General features: G+C 68.6%; 19 protein-coding genes, 1 other RNA gene and 1 riboswitch. Of the genes, 5 read left to right on the top strand and 15 right to left on the bottom strand.

Annotated elements, in window-relative coordinates; genetic code table 11:
* Nucleotides 1–164: 164 nt before the first annotated feature.
* From ACWZJV_RS22170 to ftsE, 9 genes are all read right to left on the bottom strand, one after another.
* On the bottom strand, nucleotides 165–1046 hold the full coding sequence (locus ACWZJV_RS22170) for a hypothetical protein (protein WP_457178722.1): 882 nt from the start codon (nucleotides 1044–1046) through the stop codon (nucleotides 165–167).
* 87 nt (nucleotides 1047–1133) lie between these two features.
* Nucleotides 1134–1541 carry an HIT family protein gene (locus ACWZJV_RS22165; protein WP_457178720.1) on the bottom strand — a complete coding sequence of 136 codons (408 nt, stop codon included), beginning with the start codon at nucleotides 1539–1541 and terminating at the stop codon, nucleotides 1134–1136.
* The gene (locus ACWZJV_RS22160) at nucleotides 1538–2365 is read right to left on the bottom strand and encodes a hypothetical protein (RefSeq protein ID WP_457178718.1); all 828 of its coding nucleotides are present in this window, start codon (nucleotides 2363–2365) and stop codon (nucleotides 1538–1540) included. The genes ACWZJV_RS22165 and ACWZJV_RS22160 overlap by 4 nt, the downstream gene beginning before the upstream one ends.
* Nucleotides 2366–2402: 37 nt before the next feature.
* Nucleotides 2403–3284, bottom strand: a complete 882-nt coding sequence (locus tag ACWZJV_RS22155) for a phenylalanine 4-monooxygenase (protein ID WP_457178716.1) — start codon at nucleotides 3282–3284, stop codon at nucleotides 2403–2405.
* A gap of 333 nt (nucleotides 3285–3617) precedes the next feature.
* Nucleotides 3618–3989, bottom strand: a transfer-messenger RNA (tmRNA) gene (gene ssrA, locus ACWZJV_RS22150).
* A 73-nt stretch (nucleotides 3990–4062) separates the two neighbouring features.
* Nucleotides 4063–4542, bottom strand: coding sequence for an SsrA-binding protein SmpB (smpB, locus tag ACWZJV_RS22145; RefSeq protein WP_008358688.1), 480 nt, complete (start codon nucleotides 4540–4542; stop codon nucleotides 4063–4065).
* Between the two features lie 48 nt (nucleotides 4543–4590).
* Nucleotides 4591–5859: a peptidoglycan DD-metalloendopeptidase family protein gene (locus tag ACWZJV_RS22140; protein WP_457178714.1), complete on the bottom strand. Its 1269-nt coding sequence runs from the start codon at nucleotides 5857–5859 to the stop codon at nucleotides 4591–4593.
* A gap of 23 nt (nucleotides 5860–5882) precedes the next feature.
* Nucleotides 5883–6791, bottom strand: a complete 909-nt coding sequence (gene ftsX / locus ACWZJV_RS22135; RefSeq protein WP_008358691.1) for a permease-like cell division protein FtsX — start codon at nucleotides 6789–6791, stop codon at nucleotides 5883–5885.
* A 71-nt stretch (nucleotides 6792–6862) separates the two neighbouring features.
* Nucleotides 6863–7552: a cell division ATP-binding protein FtsE gene (gene ftsE, locus ACWZJV_RS22130; protein ID WP_008358693.1), complete on the bottom strand. Its 690-nt coding sequence runs from the start codon at nucleotides 7550–7552 to the stop codon at nucleotides 6863–6865.
* A gap of 74 nt (nucleotides 7553–7626) precedes the next feature.
* Here ftsE and ACWZJV_RS22125 point away from each other — a divergent pair, with 74 nt between their 5' ends.
* Nucleotides 7627–8244, top strand: a complete 618-nt coding sequence (locus ACWZJV_RS22125) for a hypothetical protein (protein WP_196875021.1) — start codon at nucleotides 7627–7629, stop codon at nucleotides 8242–8244.
* 215 nt (nucleotides 8245–8459) lie between these two features.
* Here the strand turns inward: ACWZJV_RS22125 and ACWZJV_RS22120 are convergent, their stop codons facing one another.
* From ACWZJV_RS22120 to ACWZJV_RS22095, 6 genes are all read right to left on the bottom strand, one after another.
* Nucleotides 8460–9161 carry an alpha/beta fold hydrolase gene (locus tag ACWZJV_RS22120; protein WP_457178712.1) on the bottom strand — a complete coding sequence of 234 codons (702 nt, stop codon included), beginning with the start codon at nucleotides 9159–9161 and terminating at the stop codon, nucleotides 8460–8462.
* Between the two features lie 4 nt (nucleotides 9162–9165).
* Nucleotides 9166–10284, bottom strand: a complete 1119-nt coding sequence (prfB, locus tag ACWZJV_RS22115; RefSeq protein WP_008358700.1) for a peptide chain release factor 2 — start codon at nucleotides 10282–10284, stop codon at nucleotides 9166–9168.
* Nucleotides 10285–10425: 141 nt separating this feature from the next.
* The gene (locus ACWZJV_RS22110; RefSeq protein WP_196875023.1) at nucleotides 10426–11229 is read right to left on the bottom strand and encodes a C40 family peptidase; all 804 of its coding nucleotides are present in this window, start codon (nucleotides 11227–11229) and stop codon (nucleotides 10426–10428) included.
* A 2-nt stretch (nucleotides 11230–11231) separates the two neighbouring features.
* Nucleotides 11232–11393, bottom strand: a riboswitch (cyclic di-AMP (ydaO/yuaA leader).
* Between the two features lie 253 nt (nucleotides 11394–11646).
* Nucleotides 11647–12327, bottom strand: coding sequence for a response regulator transcription factor (locus ACWZJV_RS22105; RefSeq protein ID WP_040755281.1), 681 nt, complete (start codon nucleotides 12325–12327; stop codon nucleotides 11647–11649).
* A 14-nt stretch (nucleotides 12328–12341) separates the two neighbouring features.
* Nucleotides 12342–13259, bottom strand: a complete 918-nt coding sequence (gene ligD, locus ACWZJV_RS22100; protein ID WP_457178709.1) for a non-homologous end-joining DNA ligase — start codon at nucleotides 13257–13259, stop codon at nucleotides 12342–12344.
* Nucleotides 13259–14239, bottom strand: coding sequence for an ATP-dependent DNA ligase (locus ACWZJV_RS22095; RefSeq protein ID WP_457178707.1), 981 nt, complete (start codon nucleotides 14237–14239; stop codon nucleotides 13259–13261). The genes ligD and ACWZJV_RS22095 overlap by 1 nt, the downstream gene beginning before the upstream one ends.
* 121 nt (nucleotides 14240–14360) lie before the next feature.
* Between ACWZJV_RS22095 and ku the strand changes: the two genes are divergently transcribed.
* The 4 genes from ku to ACWZJV_RS22075 all read left to right on the top strand — a co-directional run bounded on the left by ku (nucleotide 14361) and on the right by ACWZJV_RS22075 (nucleotide 17799).
* Entirely contained in the window at nucleotides 14361–15203 is an 843-nt protein-coding gene (gene ku, locus ACWZJV_RS22090; protein ID WP_328531957.1) for a non-homologous end joining protein Ku, read from the top strand.
* A gap of 111 nt (nucleotides 15204–15314) precedes the next feature.
* Nucleotides 15315–15674: a YciI family protein gene (locus tag ACWZJV_RS22085; RefSeq protein WP_457178705.1), complete on the top strand. Its 360-nt coding sequence runs from the start codon at nucleotides 15315–15317 to the stop codon at nucleotides 15672–15674.
* The gene (locus ACWZJV_RS22080; RefSeq protein ID WP_457178703.1) at nucleotides 15671–16945 is read left to right on the top strand and encodes an RNA polymerase sigma factor; all 1275 of its coding nucleotides are present in this window, start codon (nucleotides 15671–15673) and stop codon (nucleotides 16943–16945) included. The genes ACWZJV_RS22085 and ACWZJV_RS22080 overlap by 4 nt, the downstream gene beginning before the upstream one ends.
* Nucleotides 16946–16983: 38 nt before the next feature.
* Entirely contained in the window at nucleotides 16984–17799 is an 816-nt protein-coding gene (locus ACWZJV_RS22075; RefSeq protein WP_457178701.1) for an alpha/beta fold hydrolase, read from the top strand.
* The last annotated feature ends 1 nt before the right edge of the window (nucleotide 17800 follow it).

The following is a 17800-nucleotide window of genomic DNA, read 5'->3' as shown; positions in this document are numbered from 1 at the left end:
ATCAGTGGATGACGACTGATCTCGAGTGAATCGGTCTCCGCCGACCTCGCCCCGACGCCTCGATGGCCGAAGCCGTACGCCTCGGTGAACTCAGCCAACTGCATTCCTTCGCGGGATCCGCGCTCGTCGGCTACGCCAGACTTGTCTTCACCGGCTGCCCGAGGTCATTGCATGTAGCGCGCGATCGGATGGGTCCAGTCGGCAGTGCAGTAGTAGGTCTGGAGCGCGTACCCACGACCTATCTGCAGGTCAGCAGCGAGTTGGGTACGTCGCCGTAGCTCATACGTTGTGCTCTCAGCGTCCTCGATCGGTCTCCAGATATTGGACCCGTCCCATTCATTATCGAGCTGGACCAGCGCATCGAGCGCCGCACCGCATTCACAACGGAAGTACTCCGGCCCAGCGGGACCCCAGAATGAGGCCGCACCGGCCCACCCACCGACCTTGATGCCTTGCGCGACCGCGAGGGAGTTGTAGGTATATCTCCAGTCTTCACCGAAGATCGCTTCCCACCGCTCTGCAGCGCCCGCGAGCTCCTCCGGCAGCCAGTCGGCCGTGGGGTACTCGGTGATGTGCTCGGGATGCACCACACATGGCGCCGGAACGATATCCGCCCAGATGCGCTCTCTCGGCGCCCGAGGTGGATCGCCCAGCACTGTCGTGATCTCGGTGGACGCCCGCCAGAAAGCTTGGAGATGCCCGTCGGCGGTGTGATCGTCGGAGTCGATGCTCAACGTCGGGCACCACATCAGCTGGAGAAGGTCGGCTCCAGCAGGATGCGGCAGCGCAGGAGCATCGCGAAGATAGAGCTGGATTCCGGGGATCAAAGGCAGCGGCTCCGAGCCATCCTCTTCGAACGCATGGTCGCCAGGACAGAACGGCCATGGCTCGTCCTCAGGCCACAACAACGGTCCGCCGACGGAGCTCTCCAGCACCGTCGGGCTTCCCGGCCGGGGGTGCAACCTGGTGCCGACCCGGGCGAGACGAGCAAGTTCAGGAATCTCATCCGCGAGAGCCACCGGACGCGGCGGAGTGGTGAGCGACACGACGTTGTCTCCTCTTCTGCAGGCAACACCGGACGCTAGCCGTGCCGACACAAGGCTGGGGCGTTGTTACCCGACCGTGGTGGTCCGTCAGCCCAGCACGGCGCGGAGCCGGTCGGCGTACTCCTTCTGCTCGCCGGCGGCGTACTTGTGGCGCGGCCAGAAGAAGCCCTTGAGCCCGTCGCCGCGGGTGCGCGGGACGACGTGGAGATGCAGGTGCGGCACGGACTGGCTGACGACGTTGTTGACCGCGACGAAGCTGCCCTGGGCGCCGAGGCCCTCGACGACCGCGGCGGCCAGGCGCTGGGCGTTCGCGACGAAGCCTGCGTGCAGGTCGGGCGGGAGGTCGAGGAGCGTCGCCAGGTGCTGCCTGGGCACCATCAGGATGTGGCCCTTCTGCACCGGCCGGTGGTCGAGAAAGGCCAGGAAGCCGTCGTCCTCGAAGACGATCTCGGCCTCCAGGTCGCCCGCGACGACATCGCAGAAGACGCAGCTCACGACTCATCTCCCCACGACAGCGTCGCCACCACGAGGTCGACCGTCGGCAGGACCAGGTCGGCGAGGTCGGGGTGGGGGAAGGAGTAGATCAGCCGTGACTCGTAGAGCCGGTCGGGCGAGGCCACCCACCGCTCCCCCACCGTCGTGGTCTCGGCCTGCAGCGGATGCCGCACCATCCCGAACGGAGCGGGCCGGTTGAGCGCGACCGCCAGCCCGGCCGGGCGCCGTCCGACGCGCTGCAGCCAGAAGGCCAGGAACGCGGCGCCCTGCTTGGCGGCCGCGTCCTTGGCCGCGGCCATCCATCGGGCCCATTCGGGCTGCTCGATCCTGGACCGCTGCACCTTCGGGAGGACCTTGTCGGCCAGGTCGGCGAGCTGGTAGTCGCGGATGTCCTCGTCGGACATGTCGACGACGTACCACTCCTGCGCCTTCGGCAGCCGCAGGTCGACGTGCGGCTTGGGGCCGAGCGTCTTGAGCGCCTCCTTGATGCCCAGGCGGAACCGGTTCGGTCCGGCGGGGTCGAAGGTGACGTACGCGATCTCCTCGATGTTGGCGGTCAGGAAGTCACGCAGGCCGTCGGCGTTGCGCAGCTGCGCGCGCCGGCGCGTGTCCTCGGCGAGGAACGTCTCCAGCGCCTCCTGGGAGGAGAAGATCATCGCCTCGTACGGTGGCCGGTTGCCGCGATCCCCGGGAAAGACCCTGATCCGGGCCTCGTCGAGCTGGGGAACGACAACCTGCCCCGTACGCAGCGCGGCACCGACCGCGTCGACGTCGGCGGCGGCGAGCGCCACCTCCAGCGCGCGGTTGCGGTAGCCGTCGATCATCGTCCGAGGCTAACCCCTCGGACGTGATCGGATCGGTCTAGACGGCGCCGAGACGCTGTGGCGTGTCGTCGTCGCAGGTCGCGAAGAAGTTGCCGACCTCGTCGACCATGTGGCTGAAGGACTCCGCCGCGAAGAGCACCGGCTGATAGTGGGTGATGTCGTAGTCGATCGTCGCCATCTGGGCGAAGTCGATCGGACGCACCTCCACCTCCCGCATCTCCTCGATCTCGCCGTAGGAGGAGAGCAGGCCGGCACCGTACGCCTTGATCTCACCCTCCTCGTGGAGCACGCCGAACTCGATGGTGAACCAGAAGACGTCGGCGACGACCTGGAGCGCCTCCCGGGTCTCCACGCGCCGCGCGGCCGCGCCGGCGAGGCGCTTCACCTCGGCGACCTGCGGGTCGGCGAGGAGGTTCCCGTGGCCGATCACCTCGTGGATGATGTCGGGCTCGGGCGTGTAGAGCGGCACCGCGTGATGGCGCAGGTACTGCGTCGAGTGGAACTGCCCGTCCGCCAGGCTCCCGTAGAACTCCTCCAGCGGGACGATCCCCGCGGCCGGGACGTACTCGAACCCGGTCAGCGGCTTCAGCCCCGCGCTCACCTCGTCGAGCTGTGGCACCCGATCCTGCGGGAGGTTGAGGGCCTCGACCGCCGCGAGGTAGTTGCGGCAGGCATATTTGGCGTGCAGCGGCGCGATCTCACGGCACACCGTGCGCCAGATCTCGTTCTCCGTCTCGGTGTAGTCGATCCGCGGCACTGGCCGCCCCGGCTTCCAACCGAGCGCGGCGCCAGCGATCTCGCTGCGTCGAGCCCGGTAGTCCTGGTCTGCGAACCCGGGGTGGTTGTCCCCCAGATGCACCTCGACCTGCCCGTCCTCGCCCACGGTGACGGGCGAGTAGAGCTGTCCTTCCTCGAACATCCTTACCTCCATGTGACGTACGCCTCACAACCCTATCGCGCACGCAACAGAAGTCGTCCCGCCAGGGAGGTGAACAACCGGAAGTCTTCCGCCCACCGAAACATCAGCCACGCCGAACTAAGGGGTCGACGGCAAGGCCCGCCGCGACGCGATCAGCCACGCGCCACATGAACGGGGGTGCGGGTGGCGAAGCCCCCGCCTCCGCGCGAGCGACGACATCAGCCACGCGGAGCTAAGGGGTGCGGGGATATCCCCGCCGCGACGCGAAGCGTCGCCTGAAAATGACGAACCGACGTGGCCCGCGCGAAGCGCGGGCACACGTCGGCCACAGGTTCGTGGAGCTGCGGGGAATCGAACCCCGGTCCTCGAGCGCCGTGCCAGGTCTTCTCCGGGTGCAGTCTGTGGGTGGCGTTCTCTCATCCCCGGGGCTCGACGCAGACACGTCCCCGACAGGCTCAGCCGACTAGTTGTCCCTCATGCCCCGTCGGCATGTGCATGAGGTGGAGTCTCCTAGATGACGCCTGGATCCGAGCCGGAGACGGATACTCGGTCAGACGCTTCGATCACCGCGTCAGGCGGCGAGAGCGAAGGAACTGCGCTTAGCGTTGGCAGTTATTGGTTTCCAGCGATCGTTTACGAGATGACGCTGGCTCCTCGACCCGCTTCCCCTGGGAGCAACGTCCCAAGTCGAAACCGATCAGCCCCTTTTGAGTTTTCAATGCCAGCGATGCTGGCAACAGGACAACACTACAGTCCCCTGCAGACATTCCCCACTCGGTTATCCCTTCATCCCCTTGAGCTTGCGGCCGACCTCGACCTCGGCCTCCCGCTTGGCCGTACGCTCCGCGATGGTGTTGCGCTTGTCCCACGACTTCTTGCCCTTGGCGACGCCGATCTCGACCTTGGCGCGGCCGTTGAGGAAGTAGAGGGCGAGGGGGACGACGGTGAGGCCCTTCTCGGCGACCTTGCGCTCGATCTTGTCGATCTCGGCACGGTGCAGGAGGAGCTTGCGCTTGCGGCGGGCGGCGTGGTTGGTCCAGGTGCCGTTGAGGTATTCGGGGATGTGGATCCCGTGGATCCAGGCCTCGCCGCGGTCGATGTCGACGAAGCCGTCGACCAGGGACGCGCGACCCTCACGCAGCGACTTCACCTCGGTGCCCTGCAGGACCATGCCGGCCTCGTAGGTGTCCTCGATGTGGTAGTCGTGTCGCGCCTTCTTGTTCTGCGCGATCATCTTGCGCCCCTGCTCCTTCGCCATTCCTCCATTCTCTCAGGCAGGAGGTCATGACCGCGAAACGTTTAGGCCTCAGCCGCCGATCAGCGGCACCGGGTCGACCGGAGTGCCGTCGCGCAGAACGGTGAAGTGCAGGTGGCAGCCCGTGGACCAACCCGTGGTCCCTGCGTAGGCCACGGTCTCACCGCGCCCGACGCTCCCCGAGCGTTTCGCGTAGCTCGAGATGTGGTTGTAGACGGCGGTGTAGGAGTGCCCGTTGACCTTGCCCAGGTAGAGGTACAGGCGGTTGCCCCACACGCTCGAGTAGGAGGTCGAGATGATCTGCCCGGACTCGATGGCGAGCAGCGGGCGGCCGCAGGGAGCGTGGTAGTCGGTGCCGTTGTGCAGCGCGACGTAGCCGTAGATCGGGTGCTTGCGGATGCCGTAGGGCGAGGTGATGTAGGTGTCGGTCACCGGCATCCCGAAGAGCCCGCCGACGGAGCCGACGTTGCGGTCGGTGCCGGAGCCGGCCGACGCCAGCGACCGGATCTTCGTACGCAGCGCCGACTCCTCCGCCTCCAGCTTCCGCAGCTCGGCGGCGTCCGCCGCCCGGGCCGCCTCGGCCGACCGCTTGGCGGTGGCTGCCCGCTCGGCCAGGGTCGACATTTCGTCGTGGGCCGCGGCGGCCTGGTCCCGGAGTGAGTCGACCTCGGCGACCAGCTTGCGGGCCTTCTTCTCCTTGGCGGCGATCGCGTCGGTCGCCTCCTGCACCTCGGCCTCGCGGACGACCAGCATCGTCTCGGTCGCCTCCATCCGCTGGAGCGTGGCGTCCTGGCCCGCGGCGGCCGCGTCGACGTACGTCTGCTGGCGCATCAGGTCCTCGAGCGAGCCGCCGGAGAGCAGGGCCGCCGCCTGAGCCAGTCGCGGGTCTCCCCCGGTGAACCGGGACAGGATCTCGTCGCGCATCTGCTCGCGCTGCGCCTTCACCTCGGCCTGGCCCTCGGCGAGCTCCTTCTTCGCCTTCGCGAGGAGCACCTTCTGCTCGGCGAGCTCGGCCTTCACCTGGGTGTGGGCGGCCTGCACCTCGACGAGCCGGGCGTTGAGCTCGTTCAGCCGGGTCTGGGCGCGGTCGAGCTTCTCCCGCGCCGCGGCGTACGTCGCCGATGCCTCCCGCAGCCCGGCACTGGAGTGCTCCAGATCCTCGGCCGCGGCCTTCTGGTCGCGCTGGATCTCCCGCTGCTCCTGCTCGAGCCGGTCCCTCTCGTCGGCGGAGGAGGGCAGGGTCGGCGAGAGCAGCACGGCAGCGACCACGACGCAGCTGAGCGCAGCGGCGAGCCTGCCGGCACGGGGGAAGACGTGCACGGCTAGACCGTAGGGGATCCGGATCAGACCTTGATGTATTTGCGGGTGAGCAGGAGTGTCGGGACCAGCGTGAGCAGGATGCCGAGGACCGCGACGATGGCGAAGGAGCTGAAGAACTCCTCCCAGCCGACCCACTGCGTCACCGCGGTGGACGAGAGCCGCTGCTCGACGCCGAAGTACATCACCGAGGCCAGCGCGATGCCGGACAGCGCGATGCCGACCAGGGCCACCACGAGCGACTCGAGGAGGAACGGGAGCGCGATGTAGAGGGTCGAGGCACCGACCAGCCGCATGATCCCGATCTCGCGACGCCGGGCGAAGGCCGCCAGCCGGATGGTGTTGGCGACCAGCAGCAGCGCCGCGACGACCAGCACGATCGCGCCGACCAGCGCCGCGCTCTGCAGCCCGTCGACGGCGGCGAGGATCGGCCCGGTGACCTCATGGACGTCACCGACGTGGTCGATGCCGTCCAGGCCGGCGACGGCCTCGATGATCTCGGCGGAGTGGTGCGGGTCGGTCATCGTGACCCAGTAGGACTCCCACATGTCGTCGGCCCTGACCACCGGGTCGGGACCGCTGACGCCTTCGACGTCGAGAGCCTGGAGCCGCTCGTAGGCCTGCTCCTGGCTCTCCTCCTCGACCTTGTCGACGTACTTGTTGTCGTCCAGGGCGTCGGTGATGACCTTCTTCTGGCTGTCGTCGACGGCGCCCGCGCACTGCGGGTTGCGGTCGTTGGCGCCGTTGCACATGTAGAAGGTGATCTGCAGCTCGTCGCCCCAGACCTCCTCGGTCAGCTGGGCCTGCTCACGCAGCAGCAGGCCGACGCCGGCCAGGGTGAGCGAGACGAGCAGGGTCAGGGCCACCGCGACGTGCATGGACAGGTTGCGGCGTAGCCCCTGGCGGAGCTCGGTGAATACATAACGCAGCTGCATGGCGGGTAGAGGAAACTTTCTCTAGTCGAGAGCCTGGTCAGGGTGAGCGGGGCCGGCCGAGGACTGAAGCCTCAGAACTGAGCCCCGTAGCCGCCCTGGACCTGGTCGCGTACGAGGTGGCCGTGCTCGAGCTCGATGACGCGCTTGCGCATCTGGTCGACCATCTGGACGTCGTGGGTCGCCATCACGATGGTGGTGCCCGACCGGTTGATCCGGTCGAGCAGGCGCATGATGCCGACGGTGTTGCCGGGGTCGAGGTTTCCGGTCGGCTCGTCGGCGATCAGGATCATCGGCCGGTTGATGAACGCCCGGGCGACGGCCACGCGCTGCTGCTCACCACCGGAGAGCTCGTCGGGCATCCGGTCGCCCTTGCCGTCGAGACCGACCAGCTCGAGCGTCTCCGGGACGCGCTCGCGGATCTCGCGGTTGGAGTGGCCGGTCACCTGCATCGCGAAGGCGACGTTCTCGGCGACGTTCTTGTTGGCGAGGAGGCGGAAGTCCTGGAAGATCGTGCCGACCTGGCGACGCAGCCGCGGCACCTTCCAGCCGGCGAGCCGGTTGATCTCCTTGCCGGCGACATAGACCCGGCCGGTGGTCGGCCGCTGCTCGCGCAGCATGAGCTTGAGAGCCGTCGACTTCCCCGAGCCCGACTGGCCCACAAGGAAGACGAACTCCCCCTTCTGGATGTCGATCGAAAGGCTGTTGAGGGCGGGTCGGGCCTGCCCTGGATAGGCCTTGCTGACCTTCTCGAAGCGGATCACCGCACCGAGGGTAGTGCAATGGTGGTGGGCTCAGCACTTCGGCTCTGACATACCTGCCCCTGTACTCTGACGGCGTGCGCTCTGCAGTCCGGATCCTCATCGGTGCCGTAGTCCTCACCGCGATCGCGGTCGGGGTCGGCGTGCTCACCCTGAAAGACGACGAGCCGGAAGCACCCGAGGTCAAGGGCGACCTGAGCACCGCGGACACCACCACGATGCACGTACGCCGCGGCGCGTTCTGCGACCGCGTCCCGACCGAGGACGCGACCGAGGCCCTCGGCGGCGCCGCCACCGAGAAGAAGGCCTACGGCGACGGCGACCAGACCGCGATCTCGGGCGAGGTCAACGACGTCGCCCAGGAGTACGGCTGCATCTGGACCGGCCCGGAGGACGCGGCCACCTCGGCGCGCGCGTGGGTCTTCGCCCCGCCGGTCACGCTGGACTGGGCCACCCAGATGACCAAGAGCGTGCCCAAGGGCTGCAAGGCCGCGTCGACCCCGGCGTACGGCAAGCCGTCGGTCGCCCTCACCTGCACCGACGCGAAGAAGCAGCCGAAGGTCGTCTACCGCGGGCTCTTCGGTGACGCCTGGCTCTCCTGCGAGCTCACCGGCAAGGCCGGCGAGTCGACCGCGGCGCTGCAGAAGCGCGCGTCCCGCTGGTGCCTGGTGACCGCCACCGCGGCCGCCGCCTGACGGCCGGCCCCACACCCGCCCCGCCCTCTATCGGCGCGTCATTTGCGCCGAAGCAAAGTCTAGTGCTTTAATCGACTTAGTCGCTCGGGCCGGGTAGGCACCTCACCGGGCGGCGCGCGCCGCCGCAGGCACTGAGTCAGAGCAGAGCCGGCTGGCGAGAGCGGGTGGGGTCCTTAGGGATGGGGATCCCACCCGCGACGCGGGACGCGTCGCATTCAGCGCAGCGACGCGAGCCACGCGAGGACGGTGTCGGCGAACTCGTACGGCTGGTTACGGTGCACGAAGTGGCCGACGTCGAAGTGGACCAGGTCCGCCTCCGGGATGCGGAGGGCGGCCTTCTCGAGGTCGGCCCGCGGGATGTGGCTGTTGCCGCCGCCGGCCACGATCAGGGTCGGCATGGGCAGCAGCTCGAGCTGCTCCCACATCCACGCGTCGTACGTCGTCGCCTCGACCAGCAGGGACGCGATGCACTCCCAGTCGTGCGGCATCGGCCTGGTGGCACGACCGGGCAGCCTCCGCCGGCGCGGCGCGGGCGGCACCACGTCCTCGAGGACCAGCCGGGAGACGAGGTCGGGCCGGTGCATGGCGACCAGGAGGGCGACGTTGCCGCCGGTCGAGTGCCCGACGACCACGGCACCGGAGATCCCGAGCGAGTCCATCGCGACGATGACGTCGTCGGCGATCAGTCGGTGGGAGTAGTCGGAGGCCCAGTCCGAGTCGCCGTGCCCACGCATGTCGAAGGCGTGGACCCGGTGCTCGGCCGCGAACGGCGGCACGACCTCCTGCCACCGCTTCGCACTGCCTCCGAGCTCGTGCAAGAGCACCATCGGCACCCCGTCCTCGGGCCCGTAGACGTCATAGACGTACGCCGCGCCGCGGCCCGGGAGTGGAAGCCTGGTGCGCGTTTGCGCAACCATCAGCTCAGTTCTGTTCGGCCTTCTCGGCACCTCGGCGCCAGCGGATGCCGGCCTCGAGGAACCCGTCGATGTCCCCGTCGAAGACGGCCTGCGGGTTGCCGACCTCGTAGGTCGTACGCAGATCCTTGACGATCTGGTAGGGGTTGAGGACGTAGTTGCGCATCTGGTCGCCCCAGGACGCGGCGACGTCGCCCTTCAGCTCCTTGAGCTGCGCCTCCTCCTCGGCCTTCTTCAGCGCGAGCAGCTTGGCCTTGAGAACGATCATCGCGGCGGCCTTGTTCTGCAGCTGCGACTTCTCGTTCTGGCAGGAGACCACGGTGCCGGTGGGGATGTGGGTCAGCCGGACCGCCGAGTCGGTGGTGTTGACCGACTGGCCACCGGGGCCCGAGGAGCGGTAGACGTCGACCTTGATGTCGTTCTCGTCGATCTCGATCTCGTCGGTCTGCTCGAGCACCGGCACGACCTCGACCGCGGCGAAGGAGGTCTGGCGGCGGCCCTGGTTGTCGAAGGGGCTGATCCGCACCAGGCGGTGGGTGCCGGCCTCGACGGACAGGGTGCCGTAGGCGTAGGGCGCGTGGATCGCGAAGGTGGCGGACTTGAGCCCAGCCTCTTCGGCGTAGGAGGTGTCGAAGACCTCGACGGGGTACTTGTTGCGCTCGGCCCAGCGGACGTACATCCGCATCAGCATCTCGGCGAAGTCGGCAGCGTCGACGCCACCGGCGCCGGAGCGGATCGTCACCAGGGCCTCGCGGGAGTCGTACTCCCCCGAGAGCAGGGTGCGGATCTCCAGGCTCTCGACGGCCTTCTTGACCCGGCCCAGCTCGGCCTCGGACTCGGCGAGCGTGTCGGCGTCGCCCTCCTCCTGGGCCATCTCGACCATCAGCTCGAGGTCCTCGATGCGGCTGCTCAGCTCGGTGAACTTGTTGAGCTCACCCTGCAGCAGGGAGAGCCGTCCGGTGACCCGGGTGGCGTTGTCCTGATCGTCCCAGAGATCGGGCGCGGCGACCTGCTCGCCGAGGTCGGCGATCTCCTTGCGCATCGCGTCCAGGTCCAGCACCTGGCCGATGGTCTGCATCGTTGCCTGGAGCTGCTTGATCTCGGTGTCGAATTCGGGGCCTGCCACGTCTTACAGGTTACTTGACGCGTGGTGCAGCACCCGATTCGCCGGCCCACATATGCGCTCGCCCTCCGGCAAGGGGAACCGGAGGGCGAGCGCCAGGGGGATATGTGGGGGTCAGCCCGATCGAACGGGCCCCGAGAAACTTCAGACCTGGTGGGTCGAGCCGGCGAACCAGCCGCTCCAGGCAGCCTCTTCACGAACAGCCGCACCCGGCTTGGGGGCGTGCAGCATGATCGCCTCGCCGTTCTCCCAGCGCAGGAAGATGCCGACGTGGTAGACGGGGCTGCCCCAGAACATCAGGTCACCGCGCTGGATCTGGTCGTTCGGGATCGTCGGCAGCGCAGCAGCCTGGTCCCGCGAGACCCGGGGAAGCTCGATGCCGGCGGCGCTGAAGGCGTACTGCGTCAGGCCGGAGCAGTCGAACGCGCTCGGACCGGTGGCACCCCAGACGTACGGGTCGCCGATCTGCTCCGAGGCGACGCTGATCGCCCGCTCGATCTTGCCCTGCTGGCTCGCGGCGAAGGCCTTGGCCTCCGCCTCGGCCTTCTTCTTCGCCTCCGCGGCCCTCTTGGCCGCGATCGCTGCCTTGCGCTTCGCCTCGGCCGCCTTGCGGGCTGCCTCGGCCTTGCGCTGCTGCACCTCGACAGCCCTCTCGAGCTGCTGGATGTCGGTGAGCATCGCCGCGGGGGTGGCCGAGGCCTCCAGGGTCGGAGCCTCCACCACGGGGGCCGACTCGACGGTGGTCACCTCATGGGAGACCGGCGCGGCGTTGGCGGCGGGAACCGCCACCAGAGCACCGGCGGCGATACCGCTGGCGAGGGTGATGCGGCCGGCGAGCTTGCCGTGGCCGCTGAGAGATCCTGTGATGGCCCGCACGAGCGAGACGTTCGGCGACCGGAACGGGCGCGCGTTGCCTCGATGGGCAGGACGGGATACGGACTTGGACATGCGTGAGTTCCTTCCCACGCCTGCGAGGTGAGCTGTCGGGTTCGGGCCAGAAGGTTGCCCGGCCATCCTTGGATGGCTTCACCCCAAGCGACCGTCCGAGTTAGTCGCGTGGAACTTGGGTCCCCCGCTCCTGTCCCATACGTACTGCTGAGTGTGAGGGTAAAGGGGGTTCAGTAGTAGGGGCCGGCTTCCGGAGGGACAGGATTCGGCGTGTACCGGGGCCGGTCGTGCGTTCTGCACGGCTCAACCAAGGTGACATGCGATTTGGACCGGATCCAATCCCGAATGCCCGGTTTCCGAGCACATTCCGCGTGGTTACGCGTGTTTTTGCCGTCGTTTGTGAGTCATCTCACGCACTGAACAATGGTCTGACGCCGTGTTGGACTTGCGGTTGCTCCGACTTCGAGTCGGCTGTGACTACTCTCCGGCTTCCAGCCGGAACCCGACTCCGCGGACCGCGACGACCTTCTCCTGCACACCGGCCGCCTCGAGCTTCTGGCGCAGGCGTCCGACGGTGACGTCGAGGGTCTTGGTCGAGCCGTACCAGTTCTCGTCCCAGACCTCGGCCATCAGCCGGTCGCGGGAGACCACCTTGTCGCGGGAGGCGGCCAGCACGGCCAGGAGCGCGAACTCCTTGCCGGTCAGCGTCACCTCGCGCTCGCCGGCGTAGACCCGGTGGGCGGCGACGTCGATGCGCAGGGCGTCGTCGTCGGCGCCGGGCTCGACCGGACCCGAGCGGCGCAGGAGCGCGCGGACCCGGGCCTGGAGGACGGCCAGCGCGAACGGCTTGGCCAGGTAGTCGTCGGCACCGGCGTCGAGCCCGACCACCAGGTCGATCTCGGCGTCGCGGGCGGTGAGGATCATGATCCCGCCCTCGTAGCCGTTGTCACGCGCGGCCTTGCAGACCTCGAGTCCGTCCATGTCGGGAAGACCCAGGTCGAGCAGCACGAGCTCGGCCTCGTAAGGGGGCGCGAGCAGCTCCAGCGCCTTCTTGCCGGAGTCGACCCAGGTGACGTCGTAACCCTCTCGCTGGAGCGTGCGCACCAGCGGGGCGGCGATGTCCTCTTGGTCTTCTACGACGAGCACGGAGTTAGACATGGGGAGAACAATAGTTAGAGGCCTGTAGCCCTTGTGAAGAGATCCCCCGATTCTGACACCCGTGTGACCACATCGTTAGGTCCGAGCTGGTCGATCGCGAGCGGATCCTCGGCTCCGTCCTCGACCTCGTCCCAGCTGATCGGGGCCGCGACCTTCGGGATCTCCTTGCCGCGGAGCGAGTAGGGACAGATGGTCGTCTTCGACCCCGAGTTCTGTGACCAGTCCAGGAAAACCTTGCCTGACCTGCGGCTCTTGGTCATCGTCGCGGTCACCTTGCTCGGGTTGGCCTTCTGCAGGTCCTCGGCGATCTCCTTGGCCAGCGCCGTGGCGAGATCCGGCTCGACGGGCTCGGGCAGGGCGGCATACAGGTGCAGGCCCTTGCTGCCGCTGAGCACCGGCGCTGCGGTGAGTCCGCGCTCGCCCAGCGCCTCGCGCACCAGGAGCGCGACCTGGCAGCACTCCTGGAGCCCGGCCGGCTCGCCGGGATCGAGGTCGATCACGATCCGGTTCGCGCCGGCCGGCGTGCCGTCGGCACCGACGGTCCACTGGTGGACGTGCAGTTCCAGAGCGGAGAGGTTGGCGGCCCAGGTGAGCGCCGCCAGGCTGTCGAGGATGGGGAAGGTGAGGGTGCCTTCCTTGTGGTCGGCCGTGCGCGAGCCGGTGGTCGGGACGGTCACCGTGCGGACCCAGCGCGGCGTGCCGGCCGGGGCGTTCTTCTCGAAGAACGACATGTCCCCGATGCCGTGCGGCCAGCGGATCCTGGTCACGGCACGGTCCTGGAGCTGCGGCAGAAGCACCGGCGCGATCTGGGCGTAGTAGTTGAGCACCTCCCCCTTCGTCATGCCGGTGCGTGGATAGAGCACCTTGCTCAGGCTGGTCAGGGTCAGGACGCGTCCGTCGACCTCGACGCGTACCTCTTCTCGATCGACCATCACAGATCCTCCGGTGAGACGTCGTCCCTGATCCCGATGAAGCTCGGCTGCCGCAGCCGGCCCTTGTAGCTCGGCGCGGCGACAGGGCTGCCATGGGTCTCCACCTCGACGACGAGGAGCGGCTCGACCCAGTGCGTGCCCTTCGCGTCCAGGGCCGGCACGCCTCCGTCGGGGTCGACGTCAGGCCCGGCGAACGGGCTTCTCGCGGTCTCGCGGAGCAGCTCTCCGAGCCGCTGTGCCCGCTTGCCGGTGATGCCGCTGCCGACCCGCCCGCGGTAGATCAGCCCGTCCGGTGTCGGCTGCCCGACGAGCAGGGCGCCGAGACGCTCGGCGCCGCCCTCGGTGCCGACCTCCGGTCGCCAGCCGCCGACCACTAGCGAGGCCCGGTAGCGGTGGGGCAGCTTCACCCAGTCCCTGCTCCGCTCGCCCGGACGGTAGCGGCTACCGCGCCGCTTGGACACGACCCCCTCCAGCCCCTGCGCCTTCGTCACCTCGTGGAGCATCCGGCCGTCGTCGTACGTCGCCGGCACCTGCCACGAGCCCAGGTCGCCCTCGGCGTGGACCGCCTCGAGCACCTTGCGGCGCTCCGTCCAGGGCTCCTCGATGAGCAGCCGCCCGTCGAGACGCAGAAGGTCGAAGACCATGTACGTCGCCGGGATCAGCTCCGCGAACCGCGCCGCCCGGCGGACGTCGCGGTTGTGCATCCGGTCCATCAGCACCCGGAAGTCGGGCAGCCCGGCGTCGTTGAGCGCGATCACCTCACCGTCGACGACGACGTCCCGCTCCGGCCCCGTCGCGATCTCGGGCCACGCCGGTGTGGCGTCGTTGCCGTTGCGCGTGACGAGCCGGGTCTTCGTACGTCCCTGCTCGGACTCTCCGATGAGCCGGATGCCGTCCCACTTGACCTCGTGGACCCACTCCTCCCCCGGAGGAACGTGGGTGCCGGGCGTGGCCAGCATCGGACGCAGCATCGAGTGCATGGACCCATCTTGCTTCATCTCCCGAACGCGCGGGACGGCTCTGACGTGGGTGAATGGGGTACCGGTATTGGCAAATACGACAGATACTTGGTGAATTCCTACCGACTGACGAGGGGTCCGCATGCGTGCGATCTGGAAGGGCGCTGTCTCGTTCGGGCTGGTCAGCGTGCCTGTGAAGCTCTATTCGGCGACGGAGTCCCACGACGTCTCGTTCCGTCAGGTGCACAAGGCCGACGGCGGCCGGATCCGCTATCAGCGGATCTGCTCCATCGACGGCGAGGAGGTGCCCTACTCCGAGATCGCCAAGGGCTATGAGACCGAGGACGGCGAGATGGTCGTGCTCACCGACGACGACTTCGCCAACCTGCCGACGACGTCCTCGCGCGAGATCGCGGTGGAGAAGTTCGTGCCGAGCGACCAGATCGACCCGATGCTCTTCGAGAAGAGCTACTACCTGGAGCCGGAGAACACCGGGATCAAGCCCTACGCGCTGCTGCGTCAGGCGCTCCTCGAGGCCGACCGGGTCGCCCTGGTGACCGTCGCCCTGCGCCAGCGCACCACGGTCGCGGCGCTGCGGGTGCGGCCGACCGACAACGGCGACGTGATCGTCCTGCAGACCATGATGTGGCCCGACGAGATCCGGGTGCCCGACTTCAAGGTCGAGGCCGGCGAGGTCAAGGACTCCGAGATCAAGATGGCCAACATGCTCGTCGAGACGCTCGCGGGCGACTTCCATCCCGAGGAGTTCTCCGACGACTACGCCAGCGCCGTCGAGGAGATGGTCAAGGCCAAGATCGAGGGTGGCGAGGTCGAGCGCACGCCCACCTCCACCAAGACCTCCGGCGAGGTCGTCGACCTGCTCGCCGCCCTGCAGCGCTCGGTCGCCGCGGCCAAGAAGTCGCGCGGCGAGGAGGTCCCCGAGGAGGCCGAGGAGAAGAAGACGAAGAAGTCCAAGGCGTCCTGAGGCGACACGTACCGAAATCTCTGGTGCGGGCGTGTCGAAAGGGGCAGGCTCTGCTCGACGCGTAGGCGACGACGCGCAACGGACGCGTCGCCGACCCGCAAGGAGAAGCAGATGCGCTACATGATGTTCGTGAAGATGGACCCGAACGCGGGACCGCCCCCGGCCGCGCTGATCGAGGCGGTGGAGGCCGAGATCAAGCAGCAGTACGCCGACGGCATCCTGCTCGACGCCGACGGGCTCGGTCCCGCGGTGGAGATCCGGCTGACCGCCGGCGAGGTGACCCACGTCGACGGGCCGTTCGCGGAGGCGAAGGAGGTCGCGGGCGGGTTCTCGCTCTTCGAGGTCCGCTCGCAGGACGAGGCGATCGAGCTCGGGCGCCGAATGATCCAGCTCCACGAGGAGCTCTGGCCAGGACAGGACGTGGCCGTGGAGATGCGGCCGCTGTTCGGTCCGCCGACGCCTGCTGAATGACCGCGACCACCGAAGACGCGATCGTCGCGGTCTGGCGCAACGAGTCCGTACGTCTCCTCGCCGGTCTGGCGCGGATGACGCACGACCTCGACCTGGCCGAGGACCTCGCCCAGGATGCCCTCGTCGCGGCGCTGGAGCAGTGGCCGCACGAGGGCATCCCTCGCAACCCCGGCGCCTGGTTGATGTCGATCGCGAAGCGGCGCGCGATCGACGGGTTCCGCCGCGACGAGGTGCTGCGCCGCAAGGTCGCGCTGCTCGGACACGAACTGGAGGAGGGTGAGATGCCTGACCTGGCTGCCGCGGTCGACCACATCGAGGACGATGTGCTGCGGCTGATGTTCCTCTCCTGCCACCCGGTGCTGGCGCCCGACTCGCGCACGGTGCTGACCCTGCGACTCGTGGGCGGCCTGACGACCGCCGAGATCGCACGGGCCTACTTCGCCAAGGAGTCGGCCGTCGGGCAGCGGATCTCGCGGGCGAAGCGCACCCTGACCGAGGTCGGGGCGTCGTTCGAGCTTCCCACCGGCGAGGAGCGAGCGGCTCGGATGCGCGAGGTGATGCAGACGATCTATCTCGTCTTCAACGAGGGCTACGCGGCGACGTCGGGGCCCTCGTGGACCCGCCCCGAGCTGTGCCTCGAGGGCATGCGGCTGGCCCGGATGCTGGCCGCGCTCGCCCCGGGCGACCCCGAGGCGCAGGCGCTGCAGGGGCTGCTGGAGATCCAGGGATCGCGGCTCGCGGCCCGGGCCGATGCGGAAGGTCATCCGGTGCTGCTGGAGGACCAGGACCGGACCCGCTGGGACCAGCTGCTGCTGCGCCGCGGCCTGGCGGCGGTCGAACGCGCCACGGCACTGGCCTCCTCCGGCACTCCCGGCGGGAGCTACCTCGTGCAGGCGATGATCGCCGCGTGCCACGGGCGCGCCCGGCGAGCCGAGGACACCGACTGGGCCGAGATCGCCCGGCTCTACGATCTCCTCGCCTCCGGTGCCCCGGGGGCCGTCATCGAGGTCAACCGGGCCGTCGCGCACGGGCGCGCCTTCGGTCCCGACGCCGGGCTGGCGATCCTGGCGGCACTCCCCGACGGAGCTCTTCCGGGGTCCCATCTTCCCGCCGGCGTACGTGGGGACCTGCTGCACCGCGCCGGGCGTCATCTCGAGGCCGCGGCGGCGTTCGACGAGGCGGCCTCGCTGACCGGCAACACCGGGGAACGCGAGCTCCTCGAGAAACGTGCGGCCGCGTGTCGAAGAGCCGAGGCCTCGTCCGACGCGTAAGTATCTCGACGACCACCGCGACAGAAGTGAGCAGAACGATGACGAAGACCACCACCTCCGCCGACGGCACCACGATCGCCTACGACGTCACCGGCACCGGCCCGGCGCTCGTCCTGGTCGACGGAGCGATGTGCTACCGCGACTTCGGCCCCTCCAAGGACCTGGCCGCCGCGCTCGCGGACCGGTTCACGGTCTACCGCTACGACCGCCGCGGCCGGGGTGAGAGCAACATCGCGAAGCCTGCTGCCGCGGGCACCATGGAGGCGGTCGAGCAGGAGGTGGCCGACCTCGGTGCGGTGATCGAGGCCGCCGGTGGCCACGCGCACCTGCTGGGCCTGAGCTCGGGGGCGTTCCTCGCGCTGGAGGGCGCACGGGCCGGGCTGCCGATCGACAAGATCGTTGCCTACGAGGCTCCCCTCATCCTCGACGACACCCACCGTCCCAACGACGCCGACCTGGCGCAGCAGGTCGAGAAGCTGGTGGAGAAGGGCAAGCGCGCTGCCGCGGTCGAGCTCTTCATGCGTACGGTCGGGATGCCGCTGGTCGCGGTCAAGATCATGCGCCTGACCCCGGCCTTCAAGAAGCTCACCCCGGTCGCGCACACGCTGGCCTACGACCTGGGCATGTGCGTGCCGTTCCAGCAGGGTGTCCCGCTGCCGGGCGGCTACTACAAGAACGTGTCCGTGCCCGTGCTGTCGATGGCGGGCAGCAAGAGCCCTGCCTACATGACCAACGCCCAGCAGGCCATCACCAAGGCGGTCCCGGGCGCCCGCTACGTCGTCCTCGACGGGCAGAACCACATGGTCGAGGCCAAGGCGCTGGCCCCCGTCGCCACCGAGTTCCTCACCGCCTGAA

The sequence above is a fragment of the Nocardioides sp. WG-D5 genome (genome assembly GCF_054031175.1).
The sequence above is the reverse complement of the archived record's forward strand: the minus strand, read 5'-3'. Positions and strand labels throughout refer to the sequence as shown.

Coding starts and splice junctions, on each gene's coding strand:
- ACWZJV_RS22160 (WP_457178718.1), bottom strand. CDS start 2,365: ATGATCGACGGCTACCGCAACCGCGCGCTGGAGGTGGCGCTCGCCGCC.
- ACWZJV_RS22155 (WP_457178716.1), bottom strand. CDS start 3,284: ATGTTCGAGGAAGGACAGCTCTACTCGCCCGTCACCGTGGGCGAGGAC.
- smpB (WP_008358688.1), bottom strand. CDS start 4,542: ATGGCGAAGGAGCAGGGGCGCAAGATGATCGCGCAGAACAAGAAGGCG.
- ftsX (WP_008358691.1), bottom strand. CDS start 6,791: ATGCAGCTGCGTTATGTATTCACCGAGCTCCGCCAGGGGCTACGCCGC.
- ACWZJV_RS22120 (WP_457178712.1), bottom strand. CDS start 9,161: ATGGTTGCGCAAACGCGCACCAGGCTTCCACTCCCGGGCCGCGGCGCG.
- ACWZJV_RS22110 (WP_196875023.1), bottom strand. CDS start 11,229: ATGTCCAAGTCCGTATCCCGTCCTGCCCATCGAGGCAACGCGCGCCCG.
- ACWZJV_RS22105 (WP_040755281.1), bottom strand. CDS start 12,327: ATGTCTAACTCCGTGCTCGTCGTAGAAGACCAAGAGGACATCGCCGCC.
- ligD (WP_457178709.1), bottom strand. CDS start 13,259: ATGGTCGATCGAGAAGAGGTACGCGTCGAGGTCGACGGACGCGTCCTG.
- ACWZJV_RS22095 (WP_457178707.1), bottom strand. CDS start 14,239: ATGCACTCGATGCTGCGTCCGATGCTGGCCACGCCCGGCACCCACGTT.
- ku (WP_328531957.1), top strand. CDS start 14,361: ATGCGTGCGATCTGGAAGGGCGCTGTCTCGTTCGGGCTGGTCAGCGTG.
- ACWZJV_RS22085 (WP_457178705.1), top strand. CDS start 15,315: ATGCGCTACATGATGTTCGTGAAGATGGACCCGAACGCGGGACCGCCC.
- ACWZJV_RS22080 (WP_457178703.1), top strand. CDS start 15,671: ATGACCGCGACCACCGAAGACGCGATCGTCGCGGTCTGGCGCAACGAG.
- ACWZJV_RS22075 (WP_457178701.1), top strand. CDS start 16,984: ATGACGAAGACCACCACCTCCGCCGACGGCACCACGATCGCCTACGAC.